Origin of the sequence: Jeongeupia chitinilytica, from assembly GCF_014652315.1 — a bacterium.
In the GTDB taxonomy this organism is placed as follows: Bacteria; Pseudomonadota; Gammaproteobacteria; order Burkholderiales; family Chitinibacteraceae; genus Jeongeupia; species Jeongeupia chitinilytica.
Window position 1 is genome coordinate 13,735 of record NZ_BMYO01000007.1, and the last position, 19,692, is coordinate 33,426.

Sequence of the window (19,692 nt, forward strand, 5' to 3'; positions counted from 1 at the left end):
TCAGTGCCAATTCAAACTGGAGAGCACCATGCAATGTCCGACTTGTGTTGATGAGCGTCTGGTAATGAGCGAACGCCAGGGCGTCGAGATCGATTACTGCCCGCGTTGCCGCGGCGTCTGGCTCGACCGTGGCGAGCTCGACAAGATCATCGAGCGCGCCCGGATCCAGGACGCCCAGCCCGCCCGCGAAGCGCCGCGCAGCGAGCCGCGGCCGCAGGAAGTCCGCTACGACAACCGGCCGCAGCATTACGATCAGAAGCCGCATTACGACCAAAAGCCGTACAAGAAGCGCAAGTCGATCTGGGAAGAGCTGTTCGACTGAGCTCAGCGGTACTCGATCGCCCGGCCGCTGGCGTCGCGCATGACGATTTCGTCGCTGCGTGCCGCGCCGGCGGTCACTTCGCGGCACAGGGCAATGAAGGCCTGCATGCCCGGGGTATGGAATTTCTGCTTGTGCCAGACGATGTGGAACTGCCGCTGCAGGTTCAGGTCGTCGACCTCGATCGGCACCAGACTGCCACGACGGAACGCTTCCTTCAGCGCCAGCCGCGAGATGCAGGACACGCCCATGCCGGCCTCGACCGCGCGCTTGATGGCTTCGGTGTGCTCGAGCTCCAGCCGCACGTCCATCTGCGAGCGGACCTGATGGAAGGCGTTCTCGAACGCCTGTCGCGTGCCCGAGCCGGATTCGCGCACGATCCACGGCTGGCGCGCCAGCATGTCCAGCGTCACGTGCTTTTCCCGCGTCAGCGGGTGGTCCGGCGCGGCGAATACCACCAGTTCGTCGGCGATCCACGGTTCGGCGGCGAGTTCGGGGTTCGGGTTGTCGCCTTCGATCAGGCCGAAGTCGAGCTCGAAATGCGCGACCTGCCGCAGGATGCGCGCGGTGTTGTGCACGTCGAGCTGGACCCGGCAGCCCGGATACCGGCGCATGAATTCGCCGACCAGCAGGGTCGCCAGGTAATTGCCGATCGTCAGCGTGGCGCCGAAGCGGAAGCCGTTCAGTCCGGCGTTGCCGGCCAGCATGCTTTCGATTTCGCCGGCGCGGTCGAGCAGTTCGATCGCGCGCGGCAACAGTGCCCGGCCCGATTCGTTCAGCTGCAGCCGCTTGCCGTGGCGGTCGAACAGGCGCACGTCGAACTGCTTTTCCAGCTCGGCCAGCGCGGTGCTGGTTGCCGACTGCGACAGGCTCAGCGCCTCGGCGGCACGCGAGACGGACTCGAAGCGGCCGACCGCGACGAAGACTTCGAGCTGCCTGAGCGTGTACCTCATCCCGCGTACTCGGGCGCGATGGTTTCGGCGTAGTCGTACAGCGCGGCCAGAATCTGCTCGCCGCGCTCGTCGGCGGTCTCGGCCAGCGTGTCGATGCGGCCGCAATAGTCTTCGAGCGTCAGATAGCCGTCACGGCCTTCGAACAGCCGCTCGCCGCGCAGCAGCTGCCAGCGCTCGACCTCGGCTTCGGTCAGCGAAGCAGGGAAGTTGCGCGCGCGGTAGCGGAACAGCAGCTCGTCGAGCCGGCGGTCGTCGAAACTGATACGGCTGGTGGCCAGCGCGTCGCCGTCGAGGCCGCGCAGCTTTTCCAGCGTGCGCCGGTCGTTGTTCGACAGGAAGCCGCCGTACAGGTCCTGATCGACATCGGTGACCGGTGGCAGATCGCGCTTGAACACCTGCGCCCACGGCAGCGCCGGCGCATCGCGCAGCAGTGCCGCATGGCGCTCGACCAGTTCGAAATCGACGCCCCAGCGTTCGGCCTGCGCCGGCTGCAGCGTTTTCAGGTTGCCGATGACAATCGGCGACTTGTTGATGTGGATGGTCTTGATCGGCAGGCGCGTGACGCCTTCGGGCAGTGCATCGGCGCGGCTGAACATCCGGGTGCGGATCGTTTCGGCGTCGAGCGAGAACAGCTCGCGCGGATCGAACGCCAGATCCCAGACGATCAGTTCGTTCTTGTTGGTCGGGTGCGTGGCCAATGGCCAGACCACTGCCATGCAGCCGCGTTCGGTGCCGAACATGCCGGAAATGTGCAAGAAAGGCTTCGGTTCGGCGCCGATCTGCGCTTGTACGGCGTCCTTCTTGCGCAGGCTCAGGCAGAAGTCGAACAGCTTGGGCTGGCGGTCGCGGATCAGCCGTGCCAAGGCGATCGTCGCGCGGACGTCCGAGACCGCATCGTGCGCGGCTTCGTGGGCAAGACCGTTGGCCGCGGACAGGTGTTCGAGCTTGAAGCTCGGCCGGCCGTCGTCGTGGTTCGGCCAGTTGATGCCGTCCGGGCGCAGCGCCCAGGTGGTGCGGACCGTGTCGAGCAGGTCCCAGCGGCCGCAGTCGTTCTGCCATTCGCGCGCGTACGGGTCGTACAGGTTGCGCCAGAACAGGAAGCGGGTGACTTCGTCGTCGAAACGGATGGTGTTGTAGCCGACGCCGATCGTGCCCGGCCGCGCCAGCTCGGCCTCGATGCCGGCGGCGAAATCGCGCTCGCTCACGCCGCGTTCGAGGCACTGCTGCGGCGTGATGCCGGTCAGCAGACAGGACTCGGGATCGGGCAGGAAGTCCGGCGTCGGCTGGCAGAAGAGCTCGACCGGCGCGGCAATCTCGTTCAGTTCAAGGTCGGTGCGGATGCCGGCAAACTGTGCCGGACGGTCGCGGCGCGGGACGATGCCGAAGGTTTCGTAGTCGTGCCAGAAAAAGCTGCTGCTCATGGGCGGAAGGCCGGGTAGAAGGATTGCCGACATGATGGTCGATCCGGGCGCGCGGCGACAAGTTGCATACTGGCCTTTGTGTACCGACGAATCAGGCTGGCGGGCAGACGAGGCGTTCACTCCCAGGGCGGGATCTCGCCGTCGTAGGCGACAAAACCCGGTGGCAGCACCGGTTCGCGCAGGGTATCGCCGCGTGCGGCTTCGGCGGGGCCGTCATCGGGCGGCAGCCATTGCGCAAAGGGCGCCAGATCGACACCTTGCGGCGCATACCATTTCTTCTTTGCCGGATCCCAGCGCGCGCCGAGCGCCTTGGCGGCATCCTTTTCCGCAAAGGGGACGGCCAGGTAACGCTGGACACGCGGGGCGCCGCCGGGGCGCTTGGGTGGATTGCTCATATGGACTCCTGAAGGCCGGCCATGATACCGCGGACGCCGTCCGGGGCTGCGAGCCAGTGCGGCGAAGCCGTGCGCGGTCGTCATTGATTCCGCAGGTGACGAAGCCGGCCCGGATCGCGCACAATCGGCGCTTCGGGCCGTGCTGCGGTACGGCCCTCAAACCATCGGGCCGCGTCAGGGTGACGCCGGCCCGCCCAAACCCGATTGAAGCGAGTGCGCCCATGTTTGCCCATGTCGATACCTATCCCGGCGATCCGATCCTGTCGCTGGTCGAAGCCTTCCAGCGCGATGTCCGGCCGGAAAAGGTCAATCTGGGGATCGGCATCTATTACGACGAAACCGGCGTGATTCCGCTGCTGCCGTCGGTGACGCAGGCGCAGGCCGCACTGGCCGGCCCGACGCGGCTGCCCTATCTGCCGATGGAAGGCGATGCCCGCTATCGCGCGCAGGTACAGAAGCTGCTGTTCGGCGCCGACAGCGCCGTGCTGGCGGCGGGCCGCATCGCGACGATCCAGACGCTGGGCGGCTCGGGCGCGCTCAAGGTCGGTGCCGACCTGCTCAAGCGCTACTTCCCGAACAGCGAGGCCTGGGTCAGCAATCCGACCTGGGACAACCACCGGGCGATTTTCGAAGGCGCCGGCATCAAGGTGCACGACTACCCGTACTTCGACGCAGCGACCGGTGGCGTGGCGTTCGACGCGATGTGCGCAACGCTGAACACGCTGCCGGCACAGAGCATCGTGATCCTGCACCCGTGCTGCCACAACCCGACCGGCGTCGACCTCGACCGCGCGCAATGGCAACGCGTGATCGGCATCGTTGCCGAGCGCGGGCTGATTGGCTTCCTCGACATCGCCTATCAGGGCTTCGGCGACAACCTTGACGACGACGCGTACGCGATCCGGGCGATGGCCGACGCCGGGCTGGAATTCTTCGTCAGCAATTCGTTCTCGAAGAACCTCGCGCTGTACGGCGAGCGTGTCGGCGGCCTGTCGGTCGTCTGCCACACCGCCGACGATGCGGCGCGGGTGCTGAGCCAGCTGAAGCTGACCGTGCGCCGCAACTATTCGAGCCCGCCGACCAGCGGCGAGCGCATCGCCGCGCGCGTGCTCGACGATGCGGCGTTGCTCGACCTGTGGACCGGCGAAGTCGCGCAGATGCGCGAACGGATCAAGGCCATGCGCAAGGCGCTGTTCGACTGCCTGTCGGCGGCGTTCCCGGCGCGCGATTTCGGCTACCTGCTCACCCAGCGGGGCATGTTCAGCTATACCGGGCTGACGCCGGCGCAGGTCGACCGGTTGCGCGAGGGGTTCGCGGTCTACCTGATCCAGACCGGGCGGATGTGCGTCGCCGGGCTCAACCCGGGCAACATCGACTACGTCGCCAGATCGATCGCCACGGTGCTGGCCGACTGATTGCCGCGGCGCCCGTATGGCAAAGCCCCTGTTCGCGGACAGGGGCTTTGTTTTGGGCGGGACTCAGCGCTGCGAGTCGAGCACTTCGCGGTTGGTCACCACGTCCTGCGCCTTCCGGTAGCTTTCGATCAGCAGCGAGTACGGCGGGAAGACCGCGGCGTAGGCGCCGGCCCATTCGTGCGCGTCGGTGCGGTGCCACGTCTGCTGGATTTCGGAGCACACGGCAGCGGTGTCCATCGGCACGACACCGGCCTGGACGATGCGTGCCAGCGTGACTTCCTGCGCCATCTTCGAGTACGTGCCCGATGCGTCGATGACAGCGAAGACCTGATAGCCTTCGTGGACCGCGGCAATGCTCGGGAAGGCCATGCAGACGCTGGTGATGGTCCCGGCGATGATCAGCTGCTTCTTGCCGGTGGCCTTCACCGCGGCGACGAAGTCCGGGTTGTCCCAGGCGTTGATCTCGCCTTTCCGGGCTACGTACCGCGCGTGCGGTGCGTACTGGTGGACTTCGGGAATCAGCGGGCCGTTCGGGCCTTGCGGCACCGAGGCGGTGGTGATCACCGGCATCTTCGCCAGCGTGGCGACCTTGGCCAGCGTGGTGACGTTGGCGCGCAGTTCCGGCATCGGCATGTCCTTCACCGTCTGGAACAGGCCGCTCTGGTGGTCGATCAGCAGCAGGGCTGCGTCGGCGGGATCGATGATCGGCTTCTGGCCGTCGAAGTTGGCGGGGCTGCTCATGGTGTGCTCCTTTCCGGCCCGCATCAGCGCGCGTGGCTGGTCGTGGTGTAGCTGTTGATCAGATTGCGGTAGTCGGGAATGTGGTTCGAGAACAGCGCCCCCAGACCCTCGACGTCGTTGCGCCAGTCGCGGTGCAGTTCGCAGGCGGCGCCGAACCAGGTCATCAGCTGGGCGCCCGCGCCGGACATCCGGTCCCAGGCCGAATGGCGGGTGATCTCGTTGAAGGTGCCCGAGGCATCGGTGATGACGAAGACCTCGAAGCCCTCGGCCAGTGCCGACAGCGCCGGGAAGGCCACGCAGACCTCGGTGACGACGCCGGCGATGATCAGCTGCTTCCTGCCGGTGGCCTTGACCGCGCGGACGAAGTCCTCGTTGTCCCAGGCGTTGATCTGGCCCGGGCGCGGAATGAACGGCGCGTCGGGAAACAGCTGCTTGAGTTCAGGCACCAGCGGGCCGTTCGGGCCGTTCTCGAAACTGGTGGTCAGGATCGTCGGCAGGTCGAAGTACCTGGCGAGGTCGGCCAGCGCCAGTACGTTGTTCTTGAACTTGTCCGGGTCGATGTCGCGGACCAGCGACAGCAGTCCGGCCTGGTGATCGACGAGCAGTACGGCTGCGTTGTCCTTGTCGAGACGTGTGTAGGGTTGGTTCATGACGTTCTCCTGGTGGTAAGGCGCCCGGTCGGGCACGGCCGCCGGCCGGCAGGCCGGCGGAATCCGGTCAGCGGCCCATCAGGCCGAAGCGGCCGCTGTTGAAGTCCTCGACGGCCTGGGCGATCTCGGCTTCGCTGTTCATCACGAAGGGGCCGTAACCGACGATGGGTTCGTCGATCGGCTCGCCGCTGAGCAGCAGCAAGGTCGCGTCGCTATTGGCCTCGATGCTCAGGCGGACGCCTTCCGGCGCCAGGTGCGCCATCTGTGCCTCCCGCAGTACCGTATCGCCGTTGAGCTGCACCGTGCCGTGCAGCACCACCAGCGCGCCGTGCCAGCCCTCGGGCAGGTCGAACCCGGCGTGCTTGCCTTGCTGCAGCCGGATGTCCCAGACGTGCATCGGCGTGAACGTCCGTGCCGGGCCCTGGCGGCCGGCCAGGTCGCCGGCGATCACCCGGACCTGGCCGGCAGCGCCGGGCAGCGGGACGACCGGAATGCTCGCGTCGGTGATCGCCTGATAGCCCGGTGCCGCCAGCTTGTCGCGCGCCGGCAGGTTGACCCAGAGCTGGACCATTTCGAGTGCGCCGCCGTTGCGGGTGAAGGTTTCGGAATGGAACTCCTCATGCAGGATGCCGGCGCCGGCCGTCATCCACTGCACGTCGCCCGGGCCGATCACGCCGCCCTGGCCGGTCGAGTCGCGGTGGGCCACTTCGCCCTTGTAGACGATGGTGACCGTCTCGAAGCCGCGGTGCGGATGCTGGCCGACGCCGCGCGGCCGGTTGGCGGGCGTGAAGTCGGCCGGGCCGGCGTAGTCGAGCAGCAGGAAAGGGCTGAGCGAGGCGCCGTGGCTCTGGTACGAAAACAGCGAACGCACCGGAAAACCGTCGCCGACCCAATGGCCGCGGGGGGCGCTGTACACACCGAGAATCCGTTTCATGTCCGTCTCCTTGTGACGATGAACTCGTCGATGAGTGGAGTATGGATTCGCAACGGTCGTCGCAGTAGACTGCAAAAAAGGATGTCAGTGTTCCGTTTCCGGAACGATGGAATGCAGCGGCGTGACGGAGGGGCCATGCAGGATCTGAACGATCTGTACTACTACGTGCAGGTGGTCGAGCACGGCGGCTTCGCACCGGCGGGGCGGGGACTCGGCGCGCCCAAGTCGAAGCTGAGCCGGCGGATTTCGGCGCTCGAGGAGCGCCTCGGCGTGCGGCTGATCCAGCGTTCGACCCGGCATTTTGCCGTCACCGACATCGGCCAGACCTACTACGAGCATTGCAAGGCGATGCTGGTCGAGGCCGAGGCGGCGCAGGCGGCAATCGACATCACGCGTGCCGAGCCGCGCGGCGTGGTGCGGATCACCTGCCCGGTGGCGCTGCTGCAGGCCTACGTCGGCTGCATGCTCGCCGATTTCATGGCGGAAAATCCCGGCGTGACGCTGCATCTCGAAGCGACCAACCGGCGCGTCGATCCGGTCGGCGAGGCGATCGACGTGGCAATCCGGGTCCGGCCGCCGCCGTTGCAGGACAGCGATCTGGTGCTGCGGCGGTTTGCCGACCGCGGCCAGTGCCTGATGGCGAGTCCGGCACTGCTCGAACGGCTGGGGCCGCCGCGCGCACCGGCCGATCTGGCTGCCTGGCCCAGCCTGGCGCTCGGCGTGCCGCAACAGGGTTACCACTGGTCGCTGTTCGGCCCGGACGGGGCACAGATGACGCTCAATCACACGCCGCGTTTCGTTACCGGCGACATGATCGCGCTGCGGGCCGCTGCCGTTGCCGGCGTCGGGGTGGTGCAACTGCCGGTGATGATGGCACGCGAACAGCTGAACGACGGCGCGCTCGTGGCCGTTTTGCCCGACTGGACGCCGCGCCGCGAGGTCATCCATGCGGTGTTTCCGTCGCGTCGCGGCCAGCTGCCGGCGGTGCGGGCGCTGATCAACTATCTGGCGATGCGCTTCGAGGCGCTCAACGAGGACTGAAGCCGGGACGGGAACCGGAAAGTCGTCGCCAGCCGGCGAAATGTCTAAATAATTAGAATTTGTTCATATTCTTCTATTTGTGCCGGCTTCGGGCCGATTGCGCCGGTTTTGCCGCGGGCTTGCCGACCGGTATTGGCGCCGGATTCATGTGCTTTTCACCTGGTTCGGCCAATATCGTGGACGGCCGGATTCGTCCAAGCACATGAATGGCAAAGGTATTTTTTTGTATTGTTGTAATAGGCAACATTCTGGTCTATTGAAATAAGACGAAGCAATAAACCCCAAAGGAGAACATTGCATGCTTGTGCGCACCATGTTGGGCCTGAGTATCGCGGCCCTGATCAGCACCGTTCCGGCGCATGCGGACGACGCCAGGGTGCAGGGCGGCGAAAGCCAGGCCACTGCACCGGTTCGTGAAACCCGCGCGATCGAGGCGCTGCAGCGGATGTCGCGCAGCCTGCGCGCGCTCGACCGCTTCGAGGTCACCGCCCACAGCGATGTCGATCGCCTCGACGATGCCGGCCAGCTGATCAAGTTCAGCAACGACGTCAGCTACAAGGTCGAGAAACCGAACCGCCTGTACGCCAGCATCGTCAACGGCCGGGCCGACCGCCAGATGTACTACGACGGCCAGAATTTCACGCTGTACGGCAAGAAGCTGAACTACTACGCCACGGTGAAGGCGCCGGCCACCATCGGTGAACTGCTCGAACAGCTCGATGATCGCTACGGTATCGAAGTACCGCTGGCGGACCTGTTCCTGTGGGGCAGCGACAAGGCGCCGGTCGACACGATCGAGGCGGCGCGTTATGTCGGTCCGTCGATCGTCGGCGAGCGCGTGTGCGATCAGTACGCGTTCCGTCAGGACGACGTCGACTGGCAGTTGTGGATTGCCCGTGGCGACCAGCCCCTGCCGTGCAGGCTGGCCATTGTCGATGCCGGTGATCCGGCCCGTCCGCAAAGCGTGATGACCTACCAGTGGCGTACCGGCAAGCGTTTCCTGCCGTCGACATTCAAGTTCTCCGCGCCGAAGAACGCCCATCCGATCGTGCTGAACGCGGCCCCGGCCGCCGATGCGCAGTAAGCACAGGAGATCCGAATTGAAACGACCGCTTTCCTCGCTCGCCCTGGCACTGTTGTCCGTGGCGCTGATCGTGCCGCAGGCGGCACAAGCCCGTGACGGTCAGGCGCGCACCAGCGTCAACCGCGCGGGCAACCATGCGCGCAACGCGAACGTCAATGCCAACCACAACGTCAACGCCAACCGGAACGTCAACTCGAACCGCAACGTGAACCGCAACGTCAACGTCAATCGCGACGTGCACGTCGACGTCGACCATCATGGCGGCGGCTGGTACGACGACGATGATTACCACCCGCTCGCCACTGCGGCGGCCGTGACCGCAACGGTGGCGGTGACCTCGGCGGTGATCGGCTCGATCACCCGTACGCTGCCGCCGAGCTGCGTGCCGGTCGGTGTCGGCGGCGTGACCTATCAGCAATGCGGCAGCACGTGGTATCAGCCACAGTACGCCGGCACGACGGTGCAGTACGTGGTGGTCAACCCGCCGCGCTGAGTGGGCTGCCGCACGACGGTGTCCTTGTACGACGCGCCGGCCAGTCCGGCGCGTTTTGCTTGCGTGCTGCGGGCCGTCTTGGGGTGTGCCGGTTCGGCGTGCTAGAGAGGAAGAAGCGGTGTTTTGCCGCAATCACGAGCAGGGGGAGGCGATGTCGCCAGTACGTGTTGCCGGGCTGACCGTGCTGACGATGGTCGCCTTCGCCGGCAACTCCCTGCTGTGCCGGCTGGCGCTGAAACACACGGCGATCGATCCGGCCAGTTTTACCTTCATCCGGCTGGGCTCCGGTGCGCTGATGCTGGGCCTGCTGGCCTGTGCGTCCCGCCATCGCCACGGTGCTACCGGCAGCTGGGGGGCCGCATTGGCGCTGTTTGTCTACGCTGCCGGGTTTTCCTGGGCCTACGTGAGCCTGCCGGCCGCCAACGGTGCCTTGCTGCTGTTCGGTGCGGTCCAGGTGACCATGGTCGGCTATGGCCTGTGGCACGGCGAGCGGCTGGCCCGTTTACAGTGGGCGGGGCTGGTGCTGGCGCTGGCGGGCGTCATCGTGCTGCTCATGCCGGGGCTGTCGGCGCCGCCGCTGGCGGCATCGCTGCTGATGTTGGGGGCCGGCGTGGCGTGGGGCGTCTATTCGCTGCGCGGCAAGGGGGCTGCGAATCCGGTACGGGTGACGGCGGGCAACTTCGTCCGCGCGGTACCGATGGCCCTGCTGTGCAGCCTGTGGATGCAGGATCGCGCCGTGGTGGATGGCGCCGGGGTGATCTACGCCCTGGCCTCGGGGGTGCTGGCGTCGGGTGTCGGCTACGCGATCTGGTATTCGGTGCTGCCGTCGCTGGACGCGACGAAGGCGGCCGTGGTGCAGCTCAGCGTGCCGGCGATCGCGGCGGCGGGAGGTGTCGTGGTGCTGGGGGAGCCCCTGCACTGGCGGCTGGTCCTGGCTTCGACGGTCATCCTCGGCGGCATCCTGCTGGTCATCGTGAAGCGGAAGCGCTGAGGCGCTCCGGACGCGGAAAAGCAAAACGCCCTTGATTGCTCAAGGGCGTTTTAACCTGGGGTGGCTGATGGGGCTCGAACCCACGACAACAGGAATCACAATCCTGGACTCTACCAACTGAGCTACAGCCACCACTGAAACCGGTGTTGCTACCACTGCCAACTGCCGGGAAAACTTGGCGCACCCGACAGGAATCGAACCTGTAACCTACGGCTTAGAAGGCCGTTGCTCTATCCGGTTGAGCTACGGGCGCCGTGTTTCCAGCGTTGATTGCTTGATCTGGTCGGGGCGGTGGGATTCGAACTCACGACCCCCTGGTCCCAAACCAGGTGCGCTACCAGACTGCGCTACGCCCCGAACAGAGGGCGGAATATAGCCTGACTGCCGCAGGCCCGTCAAGCCCCTGATACCCGGTGATTGAGTGCAATCGCGCAACAATGAGAGAATGCGCCGATTATTCAGACAGTTGCTTCCGGAGTTGCCCGATGTCCGCCCAGATCCTTGACGGGAAAGCCATTTCTCAAGAACTCATCCGCGACGTGCGTGCACGTGTCGATGCCCGTGTGGCCGCTGGCAAGCGCGCCCCGGCGCTGGCGGTGGTGCTGGTGGGCAGCGATCCGGCAAGCCAGGTGTATGTCGGCAACAAGAAGCGCCAGTGTGAAAACGCCGGCATCACTTCGCTGGCGTACGACCTGCCGGCCGACACCGGCGAAGCCGAGCTGTTGGCGCTGGTCGACAGGCTGAACAAGGACGACGCGGTGGACGGCATCCTCGTGCAGCTGCCGCTGCCCAAGCATCTGGACGCCGACAAGATCATCGAGCTGATCGATCCGGCCAAGGACGTCGACGGTTTCCATCCGTACAACATCGGCCGGCTGGCACTGAAGATGCCGCTGCTGCGCCCGTGCACGCCGCGTGGCGTGATGACGCTGCTGGAAAAAACCGGCATCGACCTCGTCGGCAAGGACGCGGTCGTCGTCGGCGCATCGAACATCGTCGGGCGCCCGCAGGCGCTCGAGCTGCTGCTGGCGCGTGCGACGGTGACCGTTTGCCACAGCAAGACCCGTGACCTGGCCGACAAGGTCCGCGGTGCCGACATCGTCGTGGCCGGCGTCGGCATCCCCAATTTCGTCAAGGGCGCATGGATCAAGGACGGCGCGATCGTCATCGATGTCGGCATCAACCGGCTCGAAAGCGGCAAGCTGTGCGGCGACGTCGAGTTCGACGTGGCGAAGGAAAAAGCCAGCTGGATCACGCCGGTGCCGGGCGGTGTCGGCCTGATGACCGTAGCGACGCTGATGCAGAACACGCTCGACGCGTGCGAGAAGCGGGGCGCCTGAGTTGAGCTACTCGCTGATTCGTCCGCTGCTGTTCGCGCTCGACGCCGAACGCGCCCATGGTCTGACGCTGGGTCTGATCGACACGCTGCACAGCTTCGGCTTCCTGCGGGCGTTCAACCATCAGACCGAACCGTCGCCGGTGACGGTGATGGGGATCGAGTTTCCCAACCCGGTCGGTCTGGCCGCCGGGCTCGACAAGAACGGCGAACATATCGATGCGCTGGCCGAGCTGGGTTTCGGTTTCCTCGAAATCGGCACGGTGACGCCACGGCCGCAGCCGGGCAATCCGAAGCCGCGGCTGTTCCGTCTGCCCGAGGCCGAAGGCATCATCAACCGGATGGGCTTCAACAACGGCGGCGTCGATGCGCTGATCGAGAACGTCCAGCGCGCGCAGTACAAGGGCGTGCTCGGCATCAACATCGGCAAGAACGCCGATACGCCGATCGACAAGGCCACTGACGACTACCTGATCGGTCTGGAAAAGGTTTACGAGTACGCCAGCTACGTGACGGTGAACATCAGCTCGCCGAACACCAAGAATCTGCGGCAGCTGCAGCAGGCCGACGAGCTGGCGCACCTGCTGGACGCGCTCAAGGCCAAGCAACTGGCGCTGGCGAACCGGGACGGGCGCTACGTGCCGCTGGCGCTGAAGATCGCCCCGGACCTCGATGCCCATCAGGTCGAGGACATTGCCGAACGGCTGATCAACAGCGGCATCGATGCGGTCATCGCCACCAACACCACGCTGGCGCGCACCGGGGTCGAGCACCTGAAGCACGGCAAGGAGGCCGGCGGCCTGTCCGGCGCGCCGGTACGGTCGAAGTCGACCCACGTGATCCGCGATCTGACCGAGGCGCTGCACGGCAAGGTGCCGATCATCGGGGCCGGCGGCATTCTCGCCGGCGAGCATGCGGTCGAGAAGATCCGCGCCGGTGCCAGTCTGGTGCAGTTGTACAGCGGGCTGATCTATCGCGGCCCGCAGCTTGTGGCCGACAGCATCGAGGCGATTGCCGCGCTGCACGACTGAGTCGGGCGCACCTTCCGCAGGCGGGGCGGCGAGAGGCCGCCCTTTTTGCTTGCAAGGCGCTACGATGTTGATCAAACCGGCTTGTTGCCCGAGGGCCGAGCCGGATAATACCGGGCTTCGAATCCCGGGTTTACTGGTGACTGGCGGATGGAACTGAACCATTACCTGCTGGTGCTGGTCGGCGCGGTGCTCGTCAACAACGTGGTGTTGGTGCGCATCCTCGGCCTGTGCCCGTTCATGGGCGTCTCGAAAAAACTCGAGGCGTCGATCGGCATGGGGCTGGCGACGGCCTTCGTGCTGACGCTGGCCTGTGGCACCTCGTGGCTGACCGACCAGCTGCTGATCGCCTGGCAGCTCGAATACCTGCGCACGCTGGCCTTCATCGTCATCATCGCGGCGATCGTCCAGTTCACCGAGATGTTCATCCACAAGACGAGCCCGGCGCTGTACCAGACGCTGGGCATCTATCTGCCGCTGATCACGACCAACTGCGCGGTGCTCGGCGTGCCGCTGATTAACTCGCAGGCGAAGAACGGCTTTGTCGAGTCGCTGGTGTTCGGCTTCGGCAGCGCGGTCGGCTTTTCGCTGATCCTGATCCTGTTCGCGGCGATCCGCGAGCGGCTCGAAGGGGCCGACATTCCGGCACCCTTCAAGGGCACGCCGATCGCCTTCATTACCGCCGGACTCATGAGCCTTGCGTTCATGGGCTTCTCCGGTCTGGTCAAGTGAGGAGGGCGCGATGAGTTTCTGGCTGGCCCTCGGACTGATGATCGCGCTGGCGCTGCTGCTCGGCGCGATTCTCGGTGTTGCGGCAATCCGCTTCAAGGTCGACGAAGACCCGCTGGTCGACAAGATCGATGCCATCCTGCCGCAGACGCAGTGCGGCCAGTGCGGTTTCCCCGGCTGCAAGCCGTACGCGACGGCGATCGCCAACGAGGAGGCCGAGATCAACCAGTGCCCACCGGGCGGCGATGACGGCGTGCGCAAGCTGGCCGAGCTGCTCGGCAAGGAATACAAGCCGCTGAACGCCGAAAACGGCGCCGAGAAGCCGCGGGCGCTGGCGGTGATCGACGAGAACATCTGCATCGGCTGTACGCTGTGCATCCAGGCCTGTCCGGTCGACGCGATCGTCGGCGCAGCCAAACAGCTGCATACGGTGATCGCGTCCGAATGCACCGGCTGCGAGCTGTGCATCACGCCGTGCCCGGTCGACTGCATCAACATGGTCGACGTCGGCGAGGAAGCTGCGACGTGGAAATGGCGCTACCCGGTGATCCGGCTCAAGAAGGTGGCGGCGTGAGCGCGCGGCCGATTTACAGGTTCAACGGCGGCGTGCATCCGCCGGAGCACAAGCTCGAATCGTCCGGTACGCCCGTTGTCCCCGGCCCGCTGCCGGCGCAACTGGTGCTGCCTTTGCGGCAGAGCATCGGCAATGCCGCCAAGCCGCTGGTCGCGGTCGGCGAGCGCGTGCTCAAAGGCCAGTCGATCGCTGCCGCCGATGGCAGCGTCTCGGCAGCGCTGCACGCGCCGACGTCGGGCACCGTGACCGCGATCGAGGACCGGCTGGTCGCGCATCCGTCGGGACTTGCAGAGACCTGCATCGTCATCGACAGCGACGGGCGCGACGAGTGGGAAGCGCGAACGCGCTTCGACTGGCGTGCCGCGCACGACGCCGGCGACGGCAGGGCGATCCGCGATTATTTGCGCGACATGGGTGTCGTCGGCCTCGGCGGTGCGGTGTTTCCGTCGCACCTGAAACTGGCCGGCCGCGACGCGCTCGACACGCTGATCATCAACGGTGCCGAGTGCGAGCCCTACATCACCTGCGACGACCGGCTGATGCGCGAACGCGCCGCCGACCTCGTCGCCGGCATCCGGATCGTCCGGCAGCTGCTGAATGCGCGCGAGGTGCTCATCGGCATCGAGGACAACAAGCCCGAGGCGGCGGCGGCCTTGCGCGCCGCGATCGACGGCGCCGACATCGAGGTCGCCGTCGTGCCGACCCTGTATCCGTCCGGCGGTGCCAAGCAGCTGATCAAACTGCTGACCAATATCGAGGTGCCGAGCGGCGTGCGCTCGACCGATCTGGGCGTGCAGTGTTTCAACGTCGCGACGGTCTACACGATCTACCGCGCGCTCGAACACGCCGAGCCGGTGATCAGCCGCATCGTCACGCTGACCGGCAATGTCGCGCGGCCCGGCAATGTCGAAGCGCTGATCGGCACGCCGCTCTCTGACCTGATGGCGTTCGCCGGCGAGCAGACCGGCACGCGCGAGCACATCTACGGCGGGCCGATGATGGGCTTTGCGCTGCCGGGGCTGACGGCGGGGCTGACCAAGGCCGGCAACTGCATCATCGCGACCACGCCGGCCGCGTTCCCCGACAAGGGCCGCGAGATGCCGTGCATCCGCTGCGGCGAGTGCGCCAGCGCCTGCCCGGCCGAGCTGCAGCCGATGGACCTGTACTGGTTCTCGCGCAGCCGCGAGTTCGGCCGTGCGCAGGAGCGCAACCTGTTCGACTGCATCGAGTGCGGCGCCTGTGCCTACGTCTGCCCGTCGAGCATCCAGCTGGTCGATTACTACCGCTTTGCAAAGTCCGAGATCTGGGCGGCCGAAGCGAGCAAGAAGGCCGCCGACAAGGCGCGCGAACGTCACGAATTCAAGCAGTTCCGCGAGGAACGGGAAAAGCGCGAGAAGGCCGAACGGCTCGCCGCGCGACAGGCTGCGGCGGCCAAGCCGGCTACGACAGCCGATGCCGCAGCTGCGGCCGACGATGCCGAAGCCAAGGCCGCCAAGATCAAGGCGGCGATGGCGCGTGCGGCCGAACGCAAGGCGGCAGGCGAGACCGGCGATACGCAGGCCACGGATGCGATGGACGCCGAGAAGCGCGCAAAAATCGCCGCTGCGATGGAAAAGGCGGCAGCACGCAAGGCCCATCTCGAATCGCTGCAGGGCGGTGAAGCGCCCGTGGCGGAAGCGATGGACAAGGCCAAGGCCGAGAAGATCCGCGCCGCGATGGAAGCGGCCGCACAGCGCAAGGCGGCGCGCGATGCGGCCAAGGCCGACACGCCGGCACAGGCCGGCGAGGCCGATGCTGCGTCAACGGCAATGGATGACGCCAAGGCGGCGAAGATCCGCGCCGCGATGGAAGCGGCCGCACAACGCAAGGCGCATCGCGAATCGCTGCAGGCGGCAGTCCCGGTTGCCGAAGCCGCGCCGGCCGCATCCGCACTCGACCCGGAAAAGGCCGAGCGCATTCGTGCGGCGATGCAGAAGCGAGACGAGGAAAAAGCCCGGCTGGCGGCGATGAGCCCCGAGGAGCGCGCGGCACTCGATGCCGAGCGCCAGGCCCGGATCGACGCCGCCAAGGCACGTGCCGCGGCGAAAAAGGAGAGTGAACAGTGAGCATCCTGATCGTCCCCGGCTACGGTGGCTCCGGCCCCGCGCACTGGCAAAGCCACTGGCAGGCGTTGCATCCCGAATGCGTTCGCGTCGAACAGGCCGATTGGGACGCGCCAGACCTTGATGCCTGGGTCGCGCAGCTCGATGCTGCCGTGCTCGCCGCCGGGCCTGACGTCAAAATCGCCGCGCACAGCCTCGGCTGCCTGCTTGTCGCCCACTGGGCTGCGCGTTCGCTGCGGCCGATTGCCGGGGCCTTGCTGGTGGCGGTGCCCGATCCGCAAGGCGTGGCGTTTCCGCAGGCCGCCGCCGGCTTCGGCCCGGTGCCAACGGCGCGCTTGCCGTTTTCGGCGACGATGGTTGCCAGTGGCAATGATCCGTACGCGGACTGGGCTTTCAGCCGGCAGGTGGCGATGGAGTGGGGCGTGCAGCTGGTCGATGCCGGCGAGCGCGGCCACCTGAACGCCGAATCCGGCCTTGGCGACTGGGCCGAAGGCTGGTGCCTGCTGCAGGGGCTGGGTCTTGCCGACACGGTGATCGGCCCTGCACAGCTGGCGCTGATGGCGCGCTACAACGCGCACATGAACGCCAGGCTGTACGCCGCGGCGGCGAGCCTGTCTGAGGCCGAGCTGATGCGCGATCGCGGGGCGTTTTTCGGGTCGCTGTTCGCGACGCTGAATCATCTCGTCGTCGGCGACACGATGTGGCTCAAGCGCTTTGCAGCGCACCCGGCCTCCGGTTCGAACAACCACGCCAAGGCCTTGGCGCCGGTGGTGGCACTGCCGATGCCGGCCGGACTGGACGCGATCGTCTGCGCCGACCTCGCGTCGCTTTCCGAGCGGCGCGCGCTGCTCGATCACTCGATCGGCGGCTGGATCGGCAGCGTGCCGCAGGCAGTGCTGGCCGAGACGCTGCACTACACCCGCGCCAATGGCGTGGCCTACAGCAAGCGTCTGGGCGACGTGCTGCTGCACTTCTTCAACCACCAGACCCACCATCGTGGCCAGGCGAGCACCCTGCTGAGCCAGGCCGGCGTCGATCTCGGCGTGACCGATCTCGCCCCCCTGATTGCGGACGTCGAATGATCACTTCTCCGTTCCTGACCAAGCCGACACCCCTTCAGCTCGTCATGACCAAGGTGTTGCTGGCGCTGTTGCCGGGCATTGCCGTCTACGTCTACGTGTTCGGCGCCGGCATCCTGATCCAGTTGCTGCTGGCGACGCTGACCGCACTGGGCGTCGAGGCTGCGTGCCTGAAGCTGCGCAACTTCCCGATCAAGCCTTTCATCACCGACGGCTCGGCCATTGTCACCGCGTGGCTGCTGGCGCTGTCGCTGCCGCCGCTGGCGCCGTGGTGGATGATCGTGCTGGCGACGGCGATCGCGATCGGCCTCGCCAAACACCTGTACGGCGGACTGGGGCAGAACACCTTCAACCCGGCGATGGTCGGTTTTGCGGTGATGATGGTGTCGTTCCCGGCGCAGATGTCGCGCTGGGCGGCGCCGCAGGCAGAACTCGGTGCCGCCGGCCAACTGGCCTTCATTTTCACCGGCCATCTGGCTGTGCCGTTCGACGCGATCGCGTCGGCGACGCCGCTCGATACCGTCAAGACGACGATCCTGCAGCATGGCGGCATCGGCGAGCTGTTTGCCGCGCCGCTGTTCCACGCCGGGCAACTCGGGGCAGGGTGGCTGCCGAGCATGATGGGCTGGATCGCGCTGGCCTACCTCGCCGGAGGACTCTGGCTGTACGCGTCGAAAATCATTCCGTGGCAGACGCCGGTGGCGTTCATCGCCTCGCTGGCGGCGCTGTCGGGCGTGCTGCATCTGGTCGATCCGGCGCGGTTCACCTCGCCGCTGTTCCACCTGTTTTCGGGCGCGGCGATGCTCGGCGCCTTTTTCATCATCACCGACCCGGTCTCGGGGCCGACGACGCCGCGCGGACGGCTGATTTACGGCGCGCTGATCGGTGTGCTGGTCTACGTGATCCGCGTGTTTGGCGGCTACCCGGACGGCGTGGCGTTCGCGGTGCTGATCATGAACCTGGCCGCCCCCTTCATCGACCAGTACACCCAGCCGAAGGTGTTCGGCCGCAAGGGGAAGGCGGCATGAAGCGGATGGTCAAATCCGGCGTGCGCGGCGCAGCGACCTTGGCGGTGTTCGCGCTGGTGTTCACCGCGCTGATGGCCGGTACCTATGCGCTGACCCGTGACACGGTGAAAAAGAACGAGCTCGACGCCAAGGTCGCGCTGCTGGCGCAGGTGCTGCCGGCCGGCAGCTACGACAATGCCTTGCTTGATGATGCCGTCGTGGTGCCGAAGGCCGAGGCGACGCAGCTCGGCAACGAGGCAGAGAGCCGCATCTATCTGGCCAAAAAGGCCGGAAAGCCTGTTGGTGCCGTGGTCGAGGCCACTGCGCCCGATGGCTACGCCGGCAAGATCCGCCTGCTGATCGGTGTCGATACCGCGGGTACCGTACTCGGCGTGCGCGTCGTCAGCCACAAGGAAACGCCGGGGCTGGGCGACTATATCGACATTGCCAAATCCGACTGGATCGACCAGTTTCGCGGCAAGCGCATCGGCAGCGATGCGCAGTGGAAGGTCAGGAAGGACGGCGGCGAGTTCGACAGTCGCGCCGGTGCGACGATCAGCCCGCGCGCCGTGGTCAAGGCGATCCACGCGACGCTGGTCTATGTCGACGCCCACCGTCTGCAACTGTTTGGAGTCCGGAACTGATGGACAAGCTGATCGATAGCGGCGAAGCGAAGGCCATCGTCCACAACGGCCTGTGGAAGCAGAACGCCGGCATCGTGCAGATTCTGGGCATGTGCCCGGTGCTGGTGATGTCGAACAACATCATCAACGGCGTCAGCCTCGGGCTGGCAACGAGTCTGGTGATGCTGATTTCGGGCATGGCGGTCGCGGCAATCCGCCGCTTCGTGCCGAACGAGCTGCGCACGCCGATCTTCATCCTGATCATCGCCGCGCTGGTGACCATGGTCGATCTGGCGATGAACGCCTGGGTCCACGGCCTGTACGTGGTGCTCGGCATCTTCATCCCGCTGATCACCACCAACTGCATCGTGCTGGCACGGGCCGAGGCGTTCGCCAGCAAGAACGGCGTGCTGCAGTCCGGTCTTGATGGCCTGTTCATGGGGCTGGGACTGACCGGCGTGCTGGCGGTACTCGGCGCGATGCGCGAACTGGTCGGGCAGGGCACGCTGCTGTCGAGCATCGACCTGCTGTTCGGCCCGCAGGCCAAGGACTGGATGATTCACGTGATCCCGGCCGATGCCAACTACCAGTTCCTGCTGGCGATGCTGCCGCCGGGCGCCTTCATCGGCCTCGGTTTCCTCGTCGCCGGCAAGCTGGCGCTCGACCGCCGTGCCGAGGCACGCGCCAAGGCCGCACCGCCGCCGCCTGCAAGCGAGACGGCCACGGTCTGAGGCCGCCGGCTTGCCCGCATCACCGGTTAGAATGGACGCCCCGCGA

General features: G+C 66.3%; 21 protein-coding genes and 3 tRNA genes. 15 read left to right on the top strand and 9 right to left on the bottom strand.

What is annotated here, in order from left to right; translation table 11 throughout:
• Positions 1-28: 28 nt before the first annotated feature.
• The gene (locus IE097_RS12960) at positions 29-322 is read left to right on the top strand and encodes a TFIIB-type zinc ribbon-containing protein (RefSeq protein WP_189461285.1); all 294 of its coding nucleotides are present in this window, start codon (positions 29-31) and stop codon (positions 320-322) included.
• Positions 323-324: 2 nt separating this feature from the next.
• Here the strand turns inward: IE097_RS12960 and IE097_RS12965 are convergent, their stop codons facing one another.
• The 3 genes from IE097_RS12965 to IE097_RS12975 all read right to left on the bottom strand — a co-directional run bounded on the left by IE097_RS12965 (position 325) and on the right by IE097_RS12975 (position 3,088).
• Complete coding sequence (locus IE097_RS12965; RefSeq protein ID WP_189461286.1) at positions 325-1,272, bottom strand: LysR family transcriptional regulator; 948 nt, start codon at positions 1,270-1,272, stop codon at positions 325-327.
• On the bottom strand, positions 1,269-2,693 hold the full coding sequence (sbcB, locus tag IE097_RS12970) for an exodeoxyribonuclease I (RefSeq protein WP_189461287.1): 1,425 nt from the start codon (positions 2,691-2,693) through the stop codon (positions 1,269-1,271). Before sbcB ends, IE097_RS12965 begins: the two co-directional genes overlap by 4 nt.
• A 116-nt stretch (positions 2,694-2,809) precedes the next feature.
• The gene (locus IE097_RS12975; RefSeq protein ID WP_189461288.1) at positions 2,810-3,088 is read right to left on the bottom strand and encodes a DUF5710 domain-containing protein; all 279 of its coding nucleotides are present in this window, start codon (positions 3,086-3,088) and stop codon (positions 2,810-2,812) included.
• Positions 3,089-3,309: 221 nt separating this feature from the next.
• On the opposite strand from IE097_RS12975, the gene IE097_RS12980 reads away from it, so the two are divergent.
• Positions 3,310-4,503: an amino acid aminotransferase gene (locus IE097_RS12980; protein WP_189461289.1), complete on the top strand. Its 1,194-nt coding sequence runs from the start codon at positions 3,310-3,312 to the stop codon at positions 4,501-4,503.
• 63 nt (positions 4,504-4,566) lie between these two features.
• On the opposite strand, the gene IE097_RS12985 is transcribed toward IE097_RS12980, so the two are convergent.
• The 3 genes from IE097_RS12985 to IE097_RS12995 form a co-directional block, all read right to left on the bottom strand.
• Positions 4,567-5,244 (bottom strand): hydrolase, encoded by a 678-nt coding sequence (locus IE097_RS12985; RefSeq protein WP_189461290.1) that lies wholly within the window; start codon positions 5,242-5,244, stop codon positions 4,567-4,569.
• A 23-nt stretch (positions 5,245-5,267) separates the two neighbouring features.
• Complete coding sequence (ycaC, locus tag IE097_RS12990; protein WP_189461291.1) at positions 5,268-5,894, bottom strand: isochorismate family cysteine hydrolase YcaC; 627 nt, start codon at positions 5,892-5,894, stop codon at positions 5,268-5,270.
• Between the two features lie 67 nt (positions 5,895-5,961).
• Positions 5,962-6,828 (bottom strand): pirin family protein, encoded by an 867-nt coding sequence (locus IE097_RS12995; protein ID WP_189461292.1) that lies wholly within the window; start codon positions 6,826-6,828, stop codon positions 5,962-5,964.
• A 135-nt stretch (positions 6,829-6,963) separates the two neighbouring features.
• Between IE097_RS12995 and IE097_RS13000 the strand changes: the two genes are divergently transcribed.
• From IE097_RS13000 to IE097_RS13015, 4 genes are all read left to right on the top strand, one after another.
• Positions 6,964-7,869: a LysR family transcriptional regulator gene (locus tag IE097_RS13000; protein WP_189461293.1), complete on the top strand. Its 906-nt coding sequence runs from the start codon at positions 6,964-6,966 to the stop codon at positions 7,867-7,869.
• 298 nt (positions 7,870-8,167) lie between these two features.
• Entirely contained in the window at positions 8,168-8,953 is a 786-nt protein-coding gene (locus IE097_RS13005) for a DUF2092 domain-containing protein (RefSeq protein WP_189461294.1), read from the top strand.
• A 16-nt stretch (positions 8,954-8,969) separates the two neighbouring features.
• A complete protein-coding gene (locus IE097_RS13010) occupies positions 8,970-9,446 on the top strand; it encodes a hypothetical protein (protein WP_229797580.1) in 477 nt (158 codons plus the stop codon).
• Between the two features lie 151 nt (positions 9,447-9,597).
• On the top strand, positions 9,598-10,437 hold the full coding sequence (locus IE097_RS13015) for a DMT family transporter (RefSeq protein WP_189461296.1): 840 nt from the start codon (positions 9,598-9,600) through the stop codon (positions 10,435-10,437).
• A 56-nt stretch (positions 10,438-10,493) separates the two neighbouring features.
• Here IE097_RS13015 and IE097_RS13020 read toward each other — a convergent pair.
• The 3 genes from IE097_RS13020 to IE097_RS13030 form a co-directional block, all read right to left on the bottom strand.
• Positions 10,494-10,569: transfer RNA gene (locus IE097_RS13020), tRNA-His, on the bottom strand.
• Between the two features lie 44 nt (positions 10,570-10,613).
• Positions 10,614-10,690: transfer RNA gene (locus IE097_RS13025), tRNA-Arg, on the bottom strand.
• A gap of 27 nt (positions 10,691-10,717) precedes the next feature.
• Positions 10,718-10,794, bottom strand: a tRNA-Pro gene (locus tag IE097_RS13030).
• Positions 10,795-10,922: 128 nt separating this feature from the next.
• Between IE097_RS13030 and folD the strand changes: the two genes are divergently transcribed.
• From folD to IE097_RS13080, 9 genes are all read left to right on the top strand, one after another.
• Entirely contained in the window at positions 10,923-11,777 is an 855-nt protein-coding gene (gene folD, locus IE097_RS13035; RefSeq protein WP_189461297.1) for a bifunctional methylenetetrahydrofolate dehydrogenase/methenyltetrahydrofolate cyclohydrolase FolD, read from the top strand.
• A 1-nt stretch (position 11,778) separates the two neighbouring features.
• The gene (locus IE097_RS13040; RefSeq protein ID WP_189461298.1) at positions 11,779-12,804 is read left to right on the top strand and encodes a quinone-dependent dihydroorotate dehydrogenase; all 1,026 of its coding nucleotides are present in this window, start codon (positions 11,779-11,781) and stop codon (positions 12,802-12,804) included.
• A 147-nt stretch (positions 12,805-12,951) separates the two neighbouring features.
• The gene (rsxA, locus tag IE097_RS13045) at positions 12,952-13,533 is read left to right on the top strand and encodes an electron transport complex subunit RsxA (protein WP_203538859.1); all 582 of its coding nucleotides are present in this window, start codon (positions 12,952-12,954) and stop codon (positions 13,531-13,533) included.
• Positions 13,534-13,543: 10 nt separating this feature from the next.
• The gene (gene rsxB / locus IE097_RS13050) at positions 13,544-14,104 is read left to right on the top strand and encodes an electron transport complex subunit RsxB (protein WP_189461299.1); all 561 of its coding nucleotides are present in this window, start codon (positions 13,544-13,546) and stop codon (positions 14,102-14,104) included.
• On the top strand, positions 14,062-16,209 hold the full coding sequence (gene rsxC, locus IE097_RS13055) for an electron transport complex subunit RsxC (RefSeq protein ID WP_189461549.1): 2,148 nt from the start codon (positions 14,062-14,064) through the stop codon (positions 16,207-16,209). The genes rsxB and rsxC overlap by 43 nt, the downstream gene beginning before the upstream one ends.
• Positions 16,206-17,288: a DinB family protein gene (locus IE097_RS19355; RefSeq protein ID WP_229797581.1), complete on the top strand. Its 1,083-nt coding sequence runs from the start codon at positions 16,206-16,208 to the stop codon at positions 17,286-17,288. Before rsxC ends, IE097_RS19355 begins: the two co-directional genes overlap by 4 nt.
• Entirely contained in the window at positions 17,285-18,313 is a 1,029-nt protein-coding gene (locus IE097_RS13070; RefSeq protein ID WP_189461300.1) for an RnfABCDGE type electron transport complex subunit D, read from the top strand. The genes IE097_RS19355 and IE097_RS13070 overlap by 4 nt, the downstream gene beginning before the upstream one ends.
• Entirely contained in the window at positions 18,310-18,936 is a 627-nt protein-coding gene (rsxG, locus tag IE097_RS13075) for an electron transport complex subunit RsxG (RefSeq protein ID WP_189461301.1), read from the top strand. Before IE097_RS13070 ends, rsxG begins: the two co-directional genes overlap by 4 nt.
• Positions 18,936-19,646 (top strand): electron transport complex subunit E, encoded by a 711-nt coding sequence (locus IE097_RS13080; RefSeq protein ID WP_189461302.1) that lies wholly within the window; start codon positions 18,936-18,938, stop codon positions 19,644-19,646. The genes rsxG and IE097_RS13080 overlap by 1 nt, the downstream gene beginning before the upstream one ends.
• Positions 19,647-19,692 lie beyond the last annotated feature (46 nt).

Excerpts from the sequence above, each read along its gene's own strand:
- IE097_RS13070 (WP_189461300.1), top strand. The coding sequence starts at position 17,285 with ATGATCACTTCTCCGTTCCTGACCAAGCCGACACCCCTTCAGCTCGTC.
- folD (WP_189461297.1), top strand. The coding sequence starts at position 10,923 with ATGTCCGCCCAGATCCTTGACGGGAAAGCCATTTCTCAAGAACTCATC.
- IE097_RS12985 (WP_189461290.1), bottom strand. The coding sequence starts at position 5,244 with ATGAGCAGCCCCGCCAACTTCGACGGCCAGAAGCCGATCATCGATCCC.
- IE097_RS13015 (WP_189461296.1), top strand. The coding sequence starts at position 9,598 with ATGTCGCCAGTACGTGTTGCCGGGCTGACCGTGCTGACGATGGTCGCC.
- sbcB (WP_189461287.1), bottom strand. The coding sequence starts at position 2,693 with ATGAGCAGCAGCTTTTTCTGGCACGACTACGAAACCTTCGGCATCGTC.
- ycaC (WP_189461291.1), bottom strand. The coding sequence starts at position 5,894 with ATGAACCAACCCTACACACGTCTCGACAAGGACAACGCAGCCGTACTG.
- IE097_RS12965 (WP_189461286.1), bottom strand. The coding sequence starts at position 1,272 with ATGAGGTACACGCTCAGGCAGCTCGAAGTCTTCGTCGCGGTCGGCCGC.
- rsxC (WP_189461549.1), top strand. The coding sequence starts at position 14,062 with ATGGCGCTACCCGGTGATCCGGCTCAAGAAGGTGGCGGCGTGAGCGCG.
- IE097_RS12995 (WP_189461292.1), bottom strand. The coding sequence starts at position 6,828 with ATGAAACGGATTCTCGGTGTGTACAGCGCCCCCCGCGGCCATTGGGTC.
- IE097_RS12980 (WP_189461289.1), top strand. The coding sequence starts at position 3,310 with ATGTTTGCCCATGTCGATACCTATCCCGGCGATCCGATCCTGTCGCTG.
- IE097_RS12975 (WP_189461288.1), bottom strand. The coding sequence starts at position 3,088 with ATGAGCAATCCACCCAAGCGCCCCGGCGGCGCCCCGCGTGTCCAGCGT.
- IE097_RS13000 (WP_189461293.1), top strand. The coding sequence starts at position 6,964 with ATGCAGGATCTGAACGATCTGTACTACTACGTGCAGGTGGTCGAGCAC.
- rsxB (WP_189461299.1), top strand. The coding sequence starts at position 13,544 with ATGAGTTTCTGGCTGGCCCTCGGACTGATGATCGCGCTGGCGCTGCTG.
- IE097_RS13005 (WP_189461294.1), top strand. The coding sequence starts at position 8,168 with ATGCTTGTGCGCACCATGTTGGGCCTGAGTATCGCGGCCCTGATCAGC.
- rsxG (WP_189461301.1), top strand. The coding sequence starts at position 18,310 with ATGAAGCGGATGGTCAAATCCGGCGTGCGCGGCGCAGCGACCTTGGCG.
- IE097_RS13080 (WP_189461302.1), top strand. The coding sequence starts at position 18,936 with ATGGACAAGCTGATCGATAGCGGCGAAGCGAAGGCCATCGTCCACAAC.
- IE097_RS12960 (WP_189461285.1), top strand. The coding sequence starts at position 29 with ATGCAATGTCCGACTTGTGTTGATGAGCGTCTGGTAATGAGCGAACGC.
- rsxA (WP_203538859.1), top strand. The coding sequence starts at position 12,952 with ATGGAACTGAACCATTACCTGCTGGTGCTGGTCGGCGCGGTGCTCGTC.